The 14,355-nt window shown below is 67.8% G+C and carries 20 protein-coding genes; 16 read left to right on the top strand and 4 right to left on the bottom strand.

The features are described from left to right. Nucleotides 1–34: 34 nt before the first annotated feature. Nucleotides 35–1,717, bottom strand: coding sequence for a thiamine pyrophosphate-binding protein (locus ACSC1W_RS20365; RefSeq protein ID WP_435349665.1), 1,683 nt, complete (start codon nt 1,715–1,717; stop codon nt 35–37). Next, nucleotides 1,714–2,037, bottom strand: coding sequence for an EthD family reductase (locus ACSC1W_RS20360; RefSeq protein ID WP_435349663.1), 324 nt, complete (start codon nt 2,035–2,037; stop codon nt 1,714–1,716). Before ACSC1W_RS20360 ends, ACSC1W_RS20365 begins: the two co-directional genes overlap by 4 nt. A gap of 148 nt (nt 2,038–2,185) precedes the next feature. On the opposite strand from ACSC1W_RS20360, the gene ACSC1W_RS20355 reads away from it, so the two are divergent. The 10 genes from ACSC1W_RS20355 (at nt 2,186) to ACSC1W_RS20310 (ending at nt 8,092) form a co-directional block, all read left to right on the top strand. Beyond that, nucleotides 2,186–2,350 carry an HEWD family protein gene (locus tag ACSC1W_RS20355; RefSeq protein ID WP_435349661.1) on the top strand — a complete coding sequence of 55 codons (165 nt, stop codon included), beginning with the start codon at nt 2,186–2,188 and terminating at the stop codon, nt 2,348–2,350. Between the two features lie 74 nt (nt 2,351–2,424). After that, nucleotides 2,425–2,934: an Ig-like domain-containing protein gene (locus tag ACSC1W_RS20350; RefSeq protein ID WP_435349659.1), complete on the top strand. Its 510-nt coding sequence runs from the start codon at nt 2,425–2,427 to the stop codon at nt 2,932–2,934. A 72-nt stretch (nt 2,935–3,006) separates the two neighbouring features. After that, a complete protein-coding gene (gene cutA / locus ACSC1W_RS20345) occupies nt 3,007–3,333 on the top strand; it encodes a divalent-cation tolerance protein CutA (RefSeq protein WP_435349657.1) in 327 nt (108 codons plus the stop codon). A gap of 75 nt (nt 3,334–3,408) precedes the next feature. Further along, nucleotides 3,409–3,897, top strand: a complete 489-nt coding sequence (locus tag ACSC1W_RS20340; protein WP_435349655.1) for a 50S ribosomal protein L11 — start codon at nt 3,409–3,411, stop codon at nt 3,895–3,897. Between the two features lie 280 nt (nt 3,898–4,177). Next, a complete protein-coding gene (locus tag ACSC1W_RS20335) occupies nt 4,178–4,819 on the top strand; it encodes a 50S ribosomal protein L1 (RefSeq protein ID WP_435349653.1) in 642 nt (213 codons plus the stop codon). A gap of 1 nt (nt 4,820) precedes the next feature. Then, nucleotides 4,821–5,873, top strand: a complete 1,053-nt coding sequence (locus ACSC1W_RS20330) for a 50S ribosomal protein L10 (RefSeq protein WP_435349651.1) — start codon at nt 4,821–4,823, stop codon at nt 5,871–5,873. Between the two features lie 6 nt (nt 5,874–5,879). After that, complete coding sequence (rpl12p, locus tag ACSC1W_RS20325) at nt 5,880–6,224, top strand: 50S ribosomal protein P1 (protein WP_435349649.1); 345 nt, start codon at nt 5,880–5,882, stop codon at nt 6,222–6,224. A gap of 150 nt (nt 6,225–6,374) precedes the next feature. After that, nucleotides 6,375–7,598: a tripartite tricarboxylate transporter permease gene (locus ACSC1W_RS20320; RefSeq protein ID WP_435349648.1), complete on the top strand. Its 1,224-nt coding sequence runs from the start codon at nt 6,375–6,377 to the stop codon at nt 7,596–7,598. A gap of 45 nt (nt 7,599–7,643) precedes the next feature. Beyond that, nucleotides 7,644–7,823, top strand: a complete 180-nt coding sequence (locus ACSC1W_RS20315) for an HVO_2753 family zinc finger protein (protein ID WP_435349646.1) — start codon at nt 7,644–7,646, stop codon at nt 7,821–7,823. A gap of 2 nt (nt 7,824–7,825) precedes the next feature. Further along, nucleotides 7,826–8,092: an elongation factor 1-beta gene (locus ACSC1W_RS20310; RefSeq protein WP_435349645.1), complete on the top strand. Its 267-nt coding sequence runs from the start codon at nt 7,826–7,828 to the stop codon at nt 8,090–8,092. 81 nt (nt 8,093–8,173) lie between these two features. Here ACSC1W_RS20310 and ACSC1W_RS20305 read toward each other — a convergent pair whose 3' ends face one another. Both ACSC1W_RS20305 and ACSC1W_RS20300 read right to left on the bottom strand, forming a co-directional pair. Then, nucleotides 8,174–8,875: an MBL fold metallo-hydrolase gene (locus tag ACSC1W_RS20305; RefSeq protein WP_435349644.1), complete on the bottom strand. Its 702-nt coding sequence runs from the start codon at nt 8,873–8,875 to the stop codon at nt 8,174–8,176. A 60-nt stretch (nt 8,876–8,935) separates the two neighbouring features. Beyond that, complete coding sequence (locus tag ACSC1W_RS20300; protein ID WP_435349642.1) at nt 8,936–10,102, bottom strand: cystathionine gamma-synthase; 1,167 nt, start codon at nt 10,100–10,102, stop codon at nt 8,936–8,938. Between the two features lie 250 nt (nt 10,103–10,352). Here ACSC1W_RS20300 and ACSC1W_RS20295 point away from each other — a divergent pair, with 250 nt between their 5' ends. The 6 genes from ACSC1W_RS20295 (at nt 10,353) to ACSC1W_RS20270 (ending at nt 14,323) form a co-directional block, all read left to right on the top strand. Continuing rightward, nucleotides 10,353–10,643, top strand: a complete 291-nt coding sequence (locus ACSC1W_RS20295) for a 50S ribosomal protein L21e (RefSeq protein ID WP_435349640.1) — start codon at nt 10,353–10,355, stop codon at nt 10,641–10,643. Between the two features lie 3 nt (nt 10,644–10,646). Continuing rightward, nucleotides 10,647–11,003: an RNA polymerase Rpb4 family protein gene (locus ACSC1W_RS20290; RefSeq protein WP_435349639.1), complete on the top strand. Its 357-nt coding sequence runs from the start codon at nt 10,647–10,649 to the stop codon at nt 11,001–11,003. An 81-nt stretch (nt 11,004–11,084) separates the two neighbouring features. Next, nucleotides 11,085–11,663, top strand: a complete 579-nt coding sequence (locus ACSC1W_RS20285; RefSeq protein ID WP_435349637.1) for a DUF655 domain-containing protein — start codon at nt 11,085–11,087, stop codon at nt 11,661–11,663. 40 nt (nt 11,664–11,703) lie between these two features. After that, nucleotides 11,704–12,543 carry a 16S ribosomal RNA methyltransferase A gene (locus ACSC1W_RS20280; protein ID WP_435349636.1) on the top strand — a complete coding sequence of 280 codons (840 nt, stop codon included), beginning with the start codon at nt 11,704–11,706 and terminating at the stop codon, nt 12,541–12,543. Beyond that, a complete protein-coding gene (locus ACSC1W_RS20275; protein WP_435349634.1) occupies nt 12,536–13,747 on the top strand; it encodes a mechanosensitive ion channel family protein in 1,212 nt (403 codons plus the stop codon). The genes ACSC1W_RS20280 and ACSC1W_RS20275 overlap by 8 nt, the downstream gene beginning before the upstream one ends. Continuing rightward, a complete protein-coding gene (locus ACSC1W_RS20270) occupies nt 13,748–14,323 on the top strand; it encodes a HemK2/MTQ2 family protein methyltransferase (RefSeq protein WP_435349633.1) in 576 nt (191 codons plus the stop codon). Nucleotides 14,324–14,355 lie beyond the last annotated feature (32 nt).

Raw genomic sequence — 14,355 nt, 5'->3', positions numbered from 1 at the left:
GGTCGGTGACTCGAAAGCGCCAGTCGTCGAGCAGTCACTCGTGCAGGCCGCCGACCTCGGCGTAGAACGAGGACTGGAGCGTCTCGGCCATGTCCGGTTCGCGGTCGATGCGCACGTCGACGACGGTCGGCACGTCGTTCGCCTTCGCGGCTTCCAGCGTCGGTTCGAGGTCGGCGGGGTCGACGACCCGGTGTCCCTCGCCACCGAACGCCTCGGCGACCGTCGCGAAGTCGGTGTCGTGGAACTCGACGCCCGGGATGGAGTCGTCCATCTGGCGGACCATGCCCAGGGAGGTGTCGTTGAGGACGACGAACGTCGGGGCGACGCCCCGGTCGACGGCCGTCTCGACGGCGGTCATCGTCATCGTGAACCCGCCGTCGCCCGCGACGGCGATGGCGTCCTTGCCGAGCAGTGCGGCGGTGACGGCGGCCGGTGCGGCCCAGCCCATCCCGCCGACGCCGCCGGACCCGTAGTAGGTCCCCGTGTCGGGCGTCTGGAGGTAGTTCAGCAGCCAGAACCGGTTGTTGCCGGAGTCGGCCGTGACGACGGTGTCCTCGTCGACGACGTGCTGGATGGCCTTGCAGGCCCGCTGGGGCAGGATGGGCGCGTCGTCGGACTCGCATTCCGGTGCGTCGAAGTCCGCCCGCGCCTCGGCGGCGCGGTCCAGCGCCCAGTCGTTCGCGCTGCTCCCCTCGACGGCGAGGTCGGCGAGGGATTCGGCGGCGTCGCCGACGAGGCCGACGTCGGCGGGGTAGACCCAGCCGGCGTTCCTGGTGTCGATATCGGCGTGGACGATGGTCTGTTCGTCGGGTCTGATGAACGAGGCGGCCTGCCAGTTGGTGTCCATCGGGTTCATGCGACAACCGACGACGAGCAGGACGTCGGCCTCCGAGACGACCTGGTTCGCACCCTCGTGGCCGAACGACCCGATGACGCCTGCCGCCCGTTCGTGCGTCTCCGGGAACGTCGACTTCCCGAGGTACGACGTGGCGACGACGGCGTCGTACGCCTCGGCCACCGCCTCCAGTTCGTCGTAGGCGTCGGCAGCGTGGACGCCGTTGCCCGCGACGACGACGGGCCGGTCGGCCGACTGGAGCGCATCGACGGCGTCGGAGACGTCCTCGTCGGTCGGCTGGGCCGTCCAGTTACGAACCTGACGCCGGTCGTCCCACACCGGCGGGATGGAGTCCTCGGGGAACTCCTCGGAGACGGCGTCGCCGTCCAGGATGACGGCGGTCGGACCGGGTCGGCCGGCCGTCGCGTGCTTGAACGCCAGTTGCGTGGACCTGACCGTCTCCGTCGGCGTGCGGGGGAACCACCACTCCTTGGTGACCCCGTCGAGAATCTTCGGGAGCGCCAGTCCGCCGTAGTCGCCGCGAGACTGCTGGTACGGCGCGAGCGTCGAGTACTCGCCGCGTTCGGACGCCTCGGTGATGGCGACCATCGGCGACGAGGCGAGTCGGGCCTCCATCTGGCCCATGTTCCCGAGGCTCCCGACCCACGGGCCCTGCCCCGCGAGGACGCCCGGCGTGCCCGTCATGCGACCGTAGGCCTCGGCCATCACGCTCGCCTCGCGCTCGTCGCGCGGGCGGACGACCTCGACGTCCGAGTCCGCGAGTTCCTCGAACACCTCGATGACGCGGCCGCCCGGGTAGCCGAAGACGTACTCCGTGCCGAGCGCACGAAGCGTCTCGACGACGCGTGCGGCCGTGTTCATACGTCTTCGCCCATCTGGACCGTCTCGTCGAGGTACAGTGTCGGCCCCTCGTCGGGTTTCGCGAAGTTGGCGAGGTCCTCCATCACCTCCTGGCCGACCTCTGAGTCGAACGCCGCCTTCAGGTCCCCCATGTCCTCGAAGTAGAGTTCGACGACGCCGTCGTACTCGCTCCGGTCGGGGTCGACCGGGACGCTCGTCTCGTACTTCGTCGCGTGCGGGAGCTCCTTCGCCAGCGGGACGTGTTCGTCGTACCAGTACTCAACGAACTCCTCGTGGCTCAGGTCGTCCTGTCGGACGAGGAGGTTGACGAGTTTCACCATGACACCCGAGGCAACGCCCGGGTTCGTCTAAGGTGTACCGGTGGCACCCTCGCCGTCTGTCGAAGTCGGGTGGTCGCGGGGGCACTCGGCGTGGGGAATCCTGCCGCGGGCGCGTGTGCTTTTGTACCTCGGCGACCGACGTACTGCCATGACGCGACTGAAGCAACCCACCGCCCGGACGTGCGAGCGGTGCGGGCGACACGAGCGCTGGGACGACGACCTCGATTCGTGGCGCGTCGAGGAGGTCGGCGAACCCCTCTGCATCCACGAGTGGGACATCAACGGGACGTTCAACCCCTTCGAGGACGCCTGAGGGCGGCGTGAACCGGTGGAAAGGCCGTTTCAGTCTGGGGAACGGCTCTGTGACACCCGTGCCCATGGCTGGGTATGCGACGACGCGCCCTCCTGACGACCGGAGCTACCGTCTCGGCGTCTCTGTCGGGGTGTCTCGGCAGACTCGCCGCCGACGGACGCGGGACCGACACCGGAACGGAACGGGACTGGAACGGTGAACACGACCTGGTCCTCGCGAACTACGACGACGAACCCAGGGTCCTCTCGGTCGTCGTGGAACTGGACGGCGAGACGCTGGTCGACGGCACGTACGAACTCCCCGACGGACGCGGTGGCGTCTTCGAGGACATCGGCAGGTGGGAGGAACGGTACGAGATAGACGCCGAACTCGGGTCGGGCGAGTCCGAGACGTTCGTCTGGGAGACGACCGGTTGTGCCGACGTCGACGAGGCCCCCGACGGCTCCCGGGACGGCGGCGTCGGCATCCAGAGCCCCCACGGCGACGGCGAACTCTCGTTCTACCGCGATGGCTGTGACGCGCTGTACGGCGACGTGCCGACGGGGCCTGCCTCCCTCTTCGAGGTCGACGGCAGCGACGGTTGAACCGGCCGCCGACCCCGTCCGCCACCTGCCGGGTCCGCCGACGTTTTTTACCTGCCCAGCCGACGGTCCGACATGGTCACAGTCTACGTCACGGCCCCGCCCGACGCCGCCTCGAACCTGGCCGACACGCTCGTCGAGCGACGCCTCGCGGCCTGCGTCAACCGGGTCCGCTGCCGGTCGACGTACCGCTGGGAGGACGCCGTCGTCGACGACGCCGAGGAGATACTGCTCGCGAAGACGACCGAGGACGCGTACGACGACCTGGTCGCGGCCGTCCGGGACGCCCATCCGTACGACGTCCCCTGCATCGAACGGTTCGACGAGGACGACGTACTGGACGTCTACGCCGAGTGGCGGGCGGACGCGGTGGCACCCAGCGACGGGGACGGGAGCGAGTGACACGCCGGCGACGACCGGGAAAGTACACGGCTCCGAAAAGTAAGGGTTAAAACCGGCGCGAGGGTTCTGTGAGACATGGCTGGAACTATCGAAGTGCTCGTTCCGGGTGGCGAGGCCAATCCTGGCCCGCCGCTCGGTCCGGAGCTCGGACCGACACCCGTCGACGTGCAGGCAGTCGTCAACGAGATCAACGAACAGACCGAGGCGTTCGACGGGATGGAGGTTCCCGTCACCGTCGAGTACGAGGACGACGGGAGCTTCACCATCGAGGTCGGCGTCCCGCCGACGGCGGCGCTCATCAAGGACGAGGCCGGCTTCGACACCGGGAGCGGCGAACCCCAGGAGAACTTCGTCGCCGACCTCACCGTCGAGCAGGTCAAGAAGATCGCCAAGCAGAAGCAGTCCGACCTGCTCTCGTACGACCTGCAGAACGCCGCGAAGGAGGTCGTCGGCACCTGCACCTCGCTGGGCGTCACCATCGAGGGCGAGAACCCCCGCGAGTTCAAAGAGCGGATGGACGCCGGCGAGTACGACGACGAGTTCGCCGAGGAAGCGGCAGCGTAAGCAGGCACCGACGAGGCGACCGCTCGAAAATCGAGACCGAACCGGTTGCTCGCCCGTCTTCACCGGGGCGACCGTCTTCTGCTGACTCCTCTCGACACCTGACGCCGCGGTTCCGCGGCGTGAGTCGACGCGTCGGGCGGGGACGACGAGCAGGGCGGGGCGAGCGGAAGGTGCGTACTTCGACGGCTTTAAGTTTCTACTGGGCCTCCGCCCAATCGAGACAGGCCTCCGCCTGTTTCACTGACCCGTAGGAGCACTACGCGTACTACGGAGGTGAACGATGGCAGACCAGGACATAGTCACAGCAGTCTCTCGCGCACTCGAGGACCGACCGGAGCGGAACTTCCGCGAAACGGTCGACCTCGCGATCAACCTGCGCGACCTCGACCTCAACGAACCGTCGAACCGCGTCGACGAGTCCGTCGTGTTGCCGTCCGGAACCGGTCAGGAGACCCAGATCGTAGTCTTCGCCGAGGGCGAAACCGCCCTTCGCGCCGAAGACGTCGCTGACAACGTATTCAGTGGCGACGAACTGGCAGACCTGGGCGGCGACGACGACACCGCGAAGGACCTCGCCGACGAGACCGACTTCTTCATCGCGCAAGAAGACATGATGCAGGACGTCGCTCGTCACCTCGGGACCATCCTCGGTCCGCGGGGGAAGATGCCGACACCGCTCGGCCTCGACGAGGACGTCGTGGAGACGGTCAACCGCATGAAGAACACAGTCCAGCTCCGGAGCCGTGACCGGCGTACCTTCCACACTCGTGTCGGCGCAGAGGACATGAGTGCGGACGAGATCGCCGACAACATCGACGTCATCATCCGGCGGCTGGAGGCGAACCTCGAGAAGGGTCCGCTGAACATCGACTCCATCTACGTGAAGACGACGATGGGGCCGTCCGTGGAGGTGAGCGCCTGATATGAGCGCAGAAGCCGAACGCAAGACGGAGAACCTGCCGCAGTGGAAAGAAGAGGAGGTCGACGAACTCGTCGAGATGATCGAGTCCTTCGAGAGCGTCGGCATCGTCAACGTGCAGGGAATCCCGAGCCGACAGCTGCAGGCGATGCGTGCTGACCTCTACCCGGAGACGAAGCTCCGGATGAGCCGAAACACGCTGCTCAAGCGTGCGCTCGACGACGTCGACGAGGGCATCGAAGTCCTCTCCGAGCACGTCTCGGGCCAGGTCGGCTTCATCACCACCGACGACAACCCGTTCGCACTGTTCAAGGTGCTCGAGGCGTCGAAGACGCCGGCACCCATCAGCGCGGGCGAGGTCGCGCCGAACGACATCGTCATCCCCGAGGGTGACACCGGCGTCGACCCGGGTCCGTTCGTCGGCGAACTCCAGCAGGTCGGTGCGGCGGCACGCATCCAGGACGGGTCCATCCACGTCACGGAGGACTCGAAGGTACTGAGCGCGGGCGAGGAAGTCTCCGACGCCCTCGCGAACGTGCTGGGCGAACTCGGCATCGAGCCGAAGGAGGTCGGACTCGACCTCCGCGCCGTCTACTCCGAGGGCGTCGTGTTCGACCCCGAGGACCTCGACATCGACGTGGACGCCTACCGGAGCGACGTGGCGACCGCCGCCGCGCGTGGACGGAACCTCTCCGTCAACGCCGTCTACCCGACGACCCAGACCCTGCCGACGCTGGTCGCCAAGGCGACCGGCGAAGCCAAGAGCCTGGGCCTGAACGCCGCCGTCGAGAGCCCGGACCTCGCAGACGACCTCGTCCGCAAGGCCGACGGTCAGGTCCGTGCCCTCGCGGCCCAGTTCGAGGACACCGAGGCGCTCCCGGAGGAACTGCAGGACATCGAAGCGCCTGCGGCCACCGGGAAAGCGGAGACCGAGAGCGAAGACGTATCGACTGACGACCAAGACACTACCGAGACCGAAGCCGCCGACGAAGACGAAGACGAAGGCGACGACGACGAAGAGGAGGGCGCGGCTGGACTCGGCAACATGTTCGGATAATCACCCATGGAGTACGTTTACGCAGCACTCATCCTGAACGAATCGGGCGAAGAGATCAACGAAGAGAACATCACCGCGGTCCTCGAATCCGCAGGCGTCGACGTGGAGGAATCCCGCGTCAAGGCCCTCGTCGCGGCCCTCGAGGACGTCGACATCGACGAGGCCGTCGCCGAGGCGGCCGCCGTCCCCGCCGGTGGCGCCGCCGCCGGTGCCGCCGCTGCCGAGGAGGGTGGCGAGGAAGAGGAAGAGGAAGTCTCCGGCGTGCCGGACACGACGGACGACGACGAAGACGAGGACGAAGAGGAAGTGTCCGAGGAAGGCGCCGAGGGCCTCGGCGGCCTCTTCGGCTGAAGCCTCGCGCGTCACACGCGACACGAACCGACTTTCTTTCGACGAACCGGGACCGGGGAGTCGCATCGCGCACGTGACGTCCGGCCACGCTGGCCAGCGTCGACCGTGGCACCCGACCGTTCAAATCAGAAGCCGCATCCAGAGTGAGCGATGGACGCGCTCATCGCCGCCGCCTCAGCCACGGACCTCCGACTGCTCGGGTACGTGACGGCTGGCGTGGCGCTCGGGACGGCCAGCGGATTGACGCCGGGCCTCCACGCGAACAACTTCGCACTGCTGCTCGCGGCGGTGGCGCCATCGGTGTCGGCACCGCCCGAGTGCATCGTCGGCGCGATGCTGGCCGCCGGCGTGGTACACACGTTCCTCGACGCGGTGCCGGCACTGGCGCTCGGCGTTCCCGACGCGGCGATGGCCGCGTCGGCGCTCCCCGGTCACCGACTGGTCCTCGGCGGCCGGGGGAGGGAGGCGGTTCGCCTGTCCGCGGTAGGGAGTGCCGGCGCGCTCGCCCTGTCGCTCCCGCTCGCCGTCCCGGTGACGGCGGCGATGAGGGCGGCGTATCCGGCGCTACTCGCACACCTCCCGCTCGTCCTCGCCGGCGTCGTCGTGCTCATGCTCTGGGTCGAACCGTCGTGGAGGGCGCGCGTCGCCGGCATCGCGGTCCTCGCGCTGGCGGGCGGACTCGGTGCGGTCGCACTCCCGATGGACCCCGCCGCGCCATTCCCGGCGAGCGTACTCACGCCGCTGTTCGCCGGCCTGTTCGGTGCGCCGGTCCTCATCGACGCGATGGACGGCGGCGGCGTCCCGCCGCAGGGCGACGCACGACTGCTCGTGGCCCGTCGGCGCGTCGGCGTGGCGACCGGAACCGGCGCGCTCGCGGGCGGCGCGGTCGGCTACCTGCCCGGTGTCTCCAGCGCCATCGCAGCGACCGCGGCACTTGCTTGCCTCCCGGGCGGCGCCGGTGACCGCGCCTACGTCGTCGCGACGAGCGGCGTCAACACGGCCAACGCGACGTTCGCCCTGTTCGCGCTGGTCGAACTGGGGTCACCCAGGACGGGCGTCCTGGTCGCCGTCGACCGGGCCGGCGGCGTGCCGTCGCTGTCGGTCGCACTCGCGGTCGTGGTCGTCGCGGGTGCGGCCGGCACCGTTCTCGTCGTCACCATCGGCGACCGCTACCTCGCGACGGTCGGTCGGGCCGACCCACGTCGACTCTCGCTCGTCGCACTGGCGCTCCTGGTCGTCCTCTCCGTCGCGTTCGCCGGACCGGCCGGACTCGTGCTGCTCGGAACTGCGACCCTCGTCGGACTCGTCCCCGTCAGACTCCGGACGCGGCGGGTGTACTGCATGGGCGTGTTGCTGGTCCCGCTCGCGACGTGACCGGGAAAGACAACCGTTAAAACCGGGCGGACGATACGAGTCGGTATGAGCGAATCCAGACAGCGCGCACGACGCCGGTGCGTCTCCTGTGGGATCAACATCTCCGGGACGAACGCTGCTGCGTTCAAGTGCCCGGACTGCGGGACGCAGATATACCGCTGTGCGAAGTGTCGCAAGCAGAGCAACCTGTACAACTGCCCGGACTGCGGGTTCGAGGGGCCGTAATCATGGGGAAGGTAGCCGCCAAGATCAAGGTCATGCCGTCCAGTCCGGACGTCGACCTGGACGAACTCCAGGACCGTCTCGAGAGCTCGCTCCCCGAGGGCGCGAAGATAAACGGCGTCGAGCGTGACGACGTCGCCTTCGGACTCGTCGCACTCTTCCCGACCGTCATCGTCCCCGACGACGCTGGTGGGACGGAAGCTGTCGAGGAGGCGTTCACGGGCGTCGAGGGCGTCGAGTCCGTCGAAGTCGAGAACGTCGGCCGCATCTAGAACGGCGTCGGCCTCCTCTCCTGCCGACCATCGCCTGCCGATGCCGACTGGCGAGACTGCCGGGAGCGTCGTCGAACGACCCTACGCCCGTAGCGAATCGTAGACCGCCGCGACCTCGGCGGTCCCGACCTCGGCGGTCCCGCCGTGGTAGCAGTGTACCGTCTCCACGTCGAGTTCGGCGAGGCGACCGACCGACTCGACGGCCCGGGCCATGTTCGGCGTGTAGGCCGGTTTGGGGCCGCCGAACGTGCCCGCCACGTCGTCGGGGACCGCGCCACCGTCGTTCGTCAGCGCGTCGCCAGCGACGAGGAACTGGTGGTCCGGAAAGTACAGCGAGACGTGTCCCGGCGAGTGACCGGGCGTCTCCACGACCCACATCGGTCCGGCGGCGGTGTGGAACGTCTCCTCGCCCGAGAGTTCGAGGTCGACCGTCACCGGCGGGTAGCGCTCGTCGTCGGGGCCGATCTTCACGGGTCGGCGGCGGCCGTCGACGTACGGCGCCTCGTCGGCGTGGGCGGTGACGATGACGGGCGTCTCGCGTTCTATCTCGGCAAGTCCGGCGACGTGATCGCTGTCGTGGTGAGTCAGCACGACGAGCGAGCAGTCCGAGAGGGAGAACTCGCGTTCGTCGAGTGCGTCGCGGAACCGGTCGAGTGCGCCGGGCAGTCCGACGTCGACCAGGACGAGTCCGTGGTCCGTCTCGACCGCGACCGGGTGAATCGCGAGTTCGCGGTCGCCCAGTTCGAAGGTGAACGAGAACGTGTGAACGCCGTCTGGAATCATGTGGAGACCTGCGACGCCGACGCGGATAGCCGTTGTGCCGACGCGGGGCGGTCGGGGCCGTTACAGACCGGCCGCGTCGAAGGCCTGCTGGAGGTCGGCCGTCAGGTCGTCGACGTGCTCGATGCCGACGCTCGCACGCACGAGGCCGTCGGTGAGGCCTGCTTCCAGGCGTTCTTCCCGTGGGATGGCCGCGTGGGTCATCGCCGCCGGTTGTTCGATGAGGCTCTCGACGCCACCGAGACTCTCCGCGAGCGTGAACACCGCCGTCTCGCTGACGACGGTGCTCGCCTGTTCGAGGGTGCCGTCGACCTCGAAGCTGAGCATCCCGCCGAAGTCGTCCATCTGCTCGGCGGCGACGTCGTGGCCGGGATGTGACGCCAGTCCGGGGTAGTACACCCGACTGACCGACGGGTGGTCCTCCAGCCACTCCGCGATGGCGCTGGCGTTCTCGCAGTGGCGGTCCATGCGTACCGGGAGCGTCTTCGTCCCGCGGAGGACGAGGAAGCAGTCGTGGGGGCCGGGCGTCGCCCCGACGGAGTTCTGGTAGAAGCCGATGCGCTCGTCGAGCGCCTCGTCGTCGGTCACGAGCGCACCGCCGACCACGTCGGAGTGGCCGCCGAGGTACTTCGTCAGCGAGTGGCTCACGATGTCGGCCCCGTGTTCGAGGGGCCGCTGGAGGTACGGGGTCGCGAACGTGTTGTCGATTGCACAGAGCGCGTCGTGGTCGTGTGCGACCGCCGCCGCGCCCTCGATGTCGACGATGGACATGAGGGGGTTCGTCGGCGTCTCAAGCCAGAGGAGTTCGGTGGTCTCACGCATCGCCGCCTCGATGGCGTCGAGGTCGGTCATGTCGACGAAACTGAAATCCAGGTCGTAGTCCTCGTAGACCTGCGTGAAGATGCGGTGGGTGCCACCGTAGACGTCCTCGCCGGTGACGACGTGGTCGCCGGCCGAGAGCAGGTTCAGGACCGTGTTTATCGACCCCATCCCCGAGGAGAAACAGCGACCGTACGACCCGCCTTCGAGGCTGGCGAGGTTCGCCTCGAGGTCGGTCCGCGTCGGGTTCGCGGTCCGGGAGTACTCGTAGCCGCGGTGTTCGCCGGGGGCGTCCTGCTTGTACGTCGAGTTGGCGTAGATGGGCGTCATGAGCGCACCCGTCTCCTCGTCGGGTTCCTGGCCCGCGTGGATGGAACGCGTCTCGATGCGGAAGTCCTCGTCGTCGTCCATGGAGGGGCATCGTCGCCCGCACTGGTTACTCTTGTGTTCGCCGTCTCGCCGTCTCGCCGTCTCGTCGGGGGTTCTTGGTCGACTTCCCGTCGCACGGCCGGCGAGTGACGGGGTCCGTCGTCCGGCCCGACGGTCCGATGGATTCGGCCGTAGTGGGCCAGTTCGAGGGTTCGACCCCCACGAGCGCCGGATTCGGCAATCGAACAACGTGCGATTTATAATGGCGACGAGACAAGAGGGTCGTACGACTATGCCCAACTCGAACGGACCCCTCAAGAAGACACGGCACAAGCTGCAGAACCACCCGCGCGACCGCGGCACCTCGCCGCCGCAGCGAGCGATCCAGGACTACGAGGAGGGCCAGAAGGTCCACCTGAAGATAGACCCCTCGGTCCCCAAGGGTCGCTACCACCCCCGTTTCGACGGGCAGACCGGCGAAGTCGTCGGCAAACAGGGCCGGGCGTTCAAGGTCAAGATCACCGACGGCGGCAAGGAGAAGACGCTCATCGCCGCACCCGCCCACCTGAAGGCACAGCAGTAAGGCATGACGATATTCAAAGAAAAGCTCGAAGAGGAATACCTCACCGTCTCCAAGGCGAAGGAGCTACTCGCCGACATCGAGGAGGAGCGCGCCCTCGACGAGGACCGGGAGATGCGCTACGAGTTGGCCCGCGCCATCGAGCACGTCAACCGCTTCGCGGTGCTCGACGTGGACGAGGCCCAGGACCTCGTCGAGGAACTGCAGGAACTGGAGAAGGTCGACGAACCGACGGCCTACAAGATAGCCAACCTGCTCCCGCAGGACCGGACCGAGCTTCGCGCACTGTACGCACAGGAGCGCTACTCCCTCGACGGGGACGAACTGGACGAGATACTCAACGTCGTCGCGAAGTACGTCTGAGGACTCGACCGACGGGGTCGCCCGACGTTGACGGGGCGTCGCCATCTTTTAAATACGCGCTTCCCCTATCATCCCACTAGCATGAGCGATTCCGAGGTCGACGAGGAGCAGGCGGTGCGCGCCGTCGTTTTGGACATCTTCCCGAACGGCCGTTCGAGCGATGGCCGTCCCGGCTACGACAGGGAACCGCTCGCGTACGCGCTCGGAACCCGCGACTTCGGCCTGTACGAGGTGATATTCGACGACACGCCCGAGGTAGGCATCGACGACGAGGTGAGCGTCGACCCGCCCGGGGAGAACGTCGGTCGCGTGCGCACCGTCGAGTACGAGGACCTCTCCTCGGGTGCCCAGTCGGAACTGGAGTACGTCGTCGCGGACATCGTCGAACGCGACGAAGGCCAGTTCGTCTCGTTCTACAACGATGCGCAACCCATCACGCTCCGACTGCACCAGTTGAACCTCCTGCCGGGTATCGGGAAGAAACTCAGGAACTCCATCCTCGACGAGCGAAAGCGGAAACCGTTCGACGACTTCGAGGACCTGGAGGAGCGCGTGGCCGGCCTGCACGATCCGCAGGGCGTCCTCGTCGAGCGCATCCTCGAGGAACTCCGGGACGAGGACCTGAAGTACAAGGCTTTCGTCGGGCGGACCGACGAGTAGGCGACTTTTTCCCTGCCGAACTCGTACGGCGGGCTAATCGATGAGAGACCCCGACGGACTGCTGTCGCGTGCGGGGGTCCGTGGCGACCCCGACCGTGACCAGCACTTTCTGGTTGACGACCGCGTCCTCGACCGACTCCCGTCGTACCTGCCGGAGACGGCAGACCGCGACCACGTCCTCGAGATCGGAGCCGGCAACGGCGCGCTGACCGACCGGTTGCTCGCTGCGAGCGAACGCGTCACCGCGGTCGAGCGCGACCCGGCCCTCGCGGCGTTCCTCCGCGAGGAGTTCCACGAGGAGATCGAAGACGGGCGGCTGACTGTCGTCGAGGGCGACGCGCTCGACGTCGATTTGCCGGCGTTCACGGCGTCGGTCTCGAACCTGCCCTACGGCGTCTCCAGCCAGATAGCCTTCCGGCTGTTGCCCCTGGAGCGACCGCTGGTGCTCATGTTCCAGCTGGAGTTCGCCGAGCGGATGGTCGGCGAGGCTGGCACGAGCGAGTACGGCCGACTCTCGGTGAGCGCACAGCACTACGCCGACGTGGAGATCGTCGAGACCGTCCCGAAGGAGGCGTTCTCGCCGCCTCCAGCCGTCGATAGCGCGGTCGTCCGGTGCACCCCGCGTGACCCCGACTACGAGGTCGATGACGAGGACTTCTTCCTCGACTTCGTGAAGGCCGTGTTCACCCAGCGCCGCAAGACGATGCGGAACGCCATCCGGAACACGGCCCACATCTCGGGACTGGACGACGCCGACGCGGTAGTCGAGGCTGCCGACGAGGAGCGCATGGGCAAGCGGGCGGGGAACCTGCCACCAGCGGCGTTCGCCGAACTCGCAGCGCTGGCCGCAGCAGTCGGCCGTGATGCGGGCGATGAGTAGTCACAGCGGGTCGGTCCACTCGGCCGTCGACGTCGTCGCCAGCCTACAGACCACGCAGGAGTGGATACCACAGGTCGTCCAGGCGGTGAACGACCTCTCCGGCTTCGTCGAGAGTCCCGTCCTTCGCGTCCTCGTCACCCTCTCGGCGGTGGTCTTGCTCGCGACCATCAGTCTCGTGACGAACCGCGTCCAGGACGAACTCCGGGACCAGTTCGGGAACACCGTCGCGGACCTGCTGACGGTGGTCATCATCGGCACGACCGTCCTGCTCTCGTCCGCCGTCGTCGTCGGCGTCTGGCAGATGGCAGACGAGGTCGCCGTCGCGATGCGGCAGTTACCGCTGCGCGTAGGCGACACGGAGAAGGTGCTCATCGCCGTCGTCATCGTCCTCCTGACCCACATCGCCTCCCGACTCGTCAGCAGGGTCCTGCAGGACTATCTCTCGACGACGGAGGCGTTCTCCGACCACCAGCGCCGACTGACGTTCCGACTCTCGCAGGTGGTGCTCTGGACCGGCGCGGCCATCGTCGTCCTCGGGGTCTGGGAGGTCAGGTTGACCGGCCTGCTCGTCGGCGCGGGGTTCGCCGGTATCGTCGTCGGGATGGCGGCGAGACAGACCCTCGGGGCCGTCCTCGCCGGGTTCGTCCTGATGGTCTCGCGCCCGTTCGAGATCGGCGACTGGATAGAGGTCGGCGACGCGGAGGGCATCGTCACGGACATCTCCGTCTTCAACACGGCCATCCAGACGTTCGACGGCGAGTACGTGATGATTCCCAACGACGTCGTCAGCAGCGAGCGCATCACGAACCGGTCCCGCAAGGGTCGGCTCAGAATCGAGGTCGAGGTCGGGGTCGACTACGACGTCGACCTCGAACGGGCGGTCGAGATAGCCGACGAGGCGGTCGAGGACCTGGACGCGTTACTCGGCGTGCCGACGCCACAGGTCGTCGCCAAGCGCTTCGACGACTCGGCGGTCGTCCTCGGCGTCCGGTTCTGGATCGACAAGCCGAGCGCACGTCGGAAGTGGCGTGCGCGCACGGCCGTCGTCACCGCGCTCAAGGACGCCTTCGAGGACGAGGGCATCGACATCCCGTTCCCCCAGCGCACGCTCTCGAACCGGTCGGCGGATGCGACGCGACGGACGGTGGACCTCGCCGAGGCGCGGGCCAGCGGCGGTCATCACCCGCAGGGTGGTGACGAGTAGATGGTCGAGCACCTCGCCACCCGACGCGACGTCGAGACCGAGGTGTACCAGCCAGCGGAGGATTCCCACCTGCTGGCGACGGCGGCGGCCGAGGACGTCGACGGTGGACTGGTCCTCGAGGTCGGTACGGGTTCGGGCTACGTCGCCGAGACGCTGCAGGCCGAGACCGACGCCCGCGTCGTCGCCAGCGACGTGAACCCCCACGCCTGTGCACAGGCCCGCGAGCGCGGCGTCGAGACGGTCCGGGCGGACCTCCTCACGCCGTTTCGAGACGGGTCGTTCGACGCCGTGGTGTTCAACCCGCCGTACCTGCCGGCCGACGACGACGCCGCCCGCGACGACTGGATGGAGGTCGCACTGACCGGCGGCGAGGACGGACGGGCGGTGGTCGACCCGTTCCTCGACGACGTGGGGCGGGTGCTGGCCCCGGGCGGGGTCGTCTACCTGCTCGTCTCGTCGCTGACCGGCGTCGACGAAGTGGTCGACCGCGCCGCAGCCAACGGGTTCAGCGCCGTCGCACTCCGTGACGAGTCGTTCCCCTTCGAGACGTTGACGGTCCTCAAACTCACCCGGTGAGATTACCACTACGCATTTGTATGGTTCGTAAA

Origin of the sequence: Haloarchaeobius marinus, assembly GCF_051207415.1 — an archaeon.
Lineage (GTDB): Archaea > Halobacteriota > Halobacteria > Halobacteriales > Natrialbaceae > Haloarchaeobius.
Note: the sequence above shows the minus strand (reverse complement) of the source record. Positions and strands in the feature narration are given on the sequence as shown.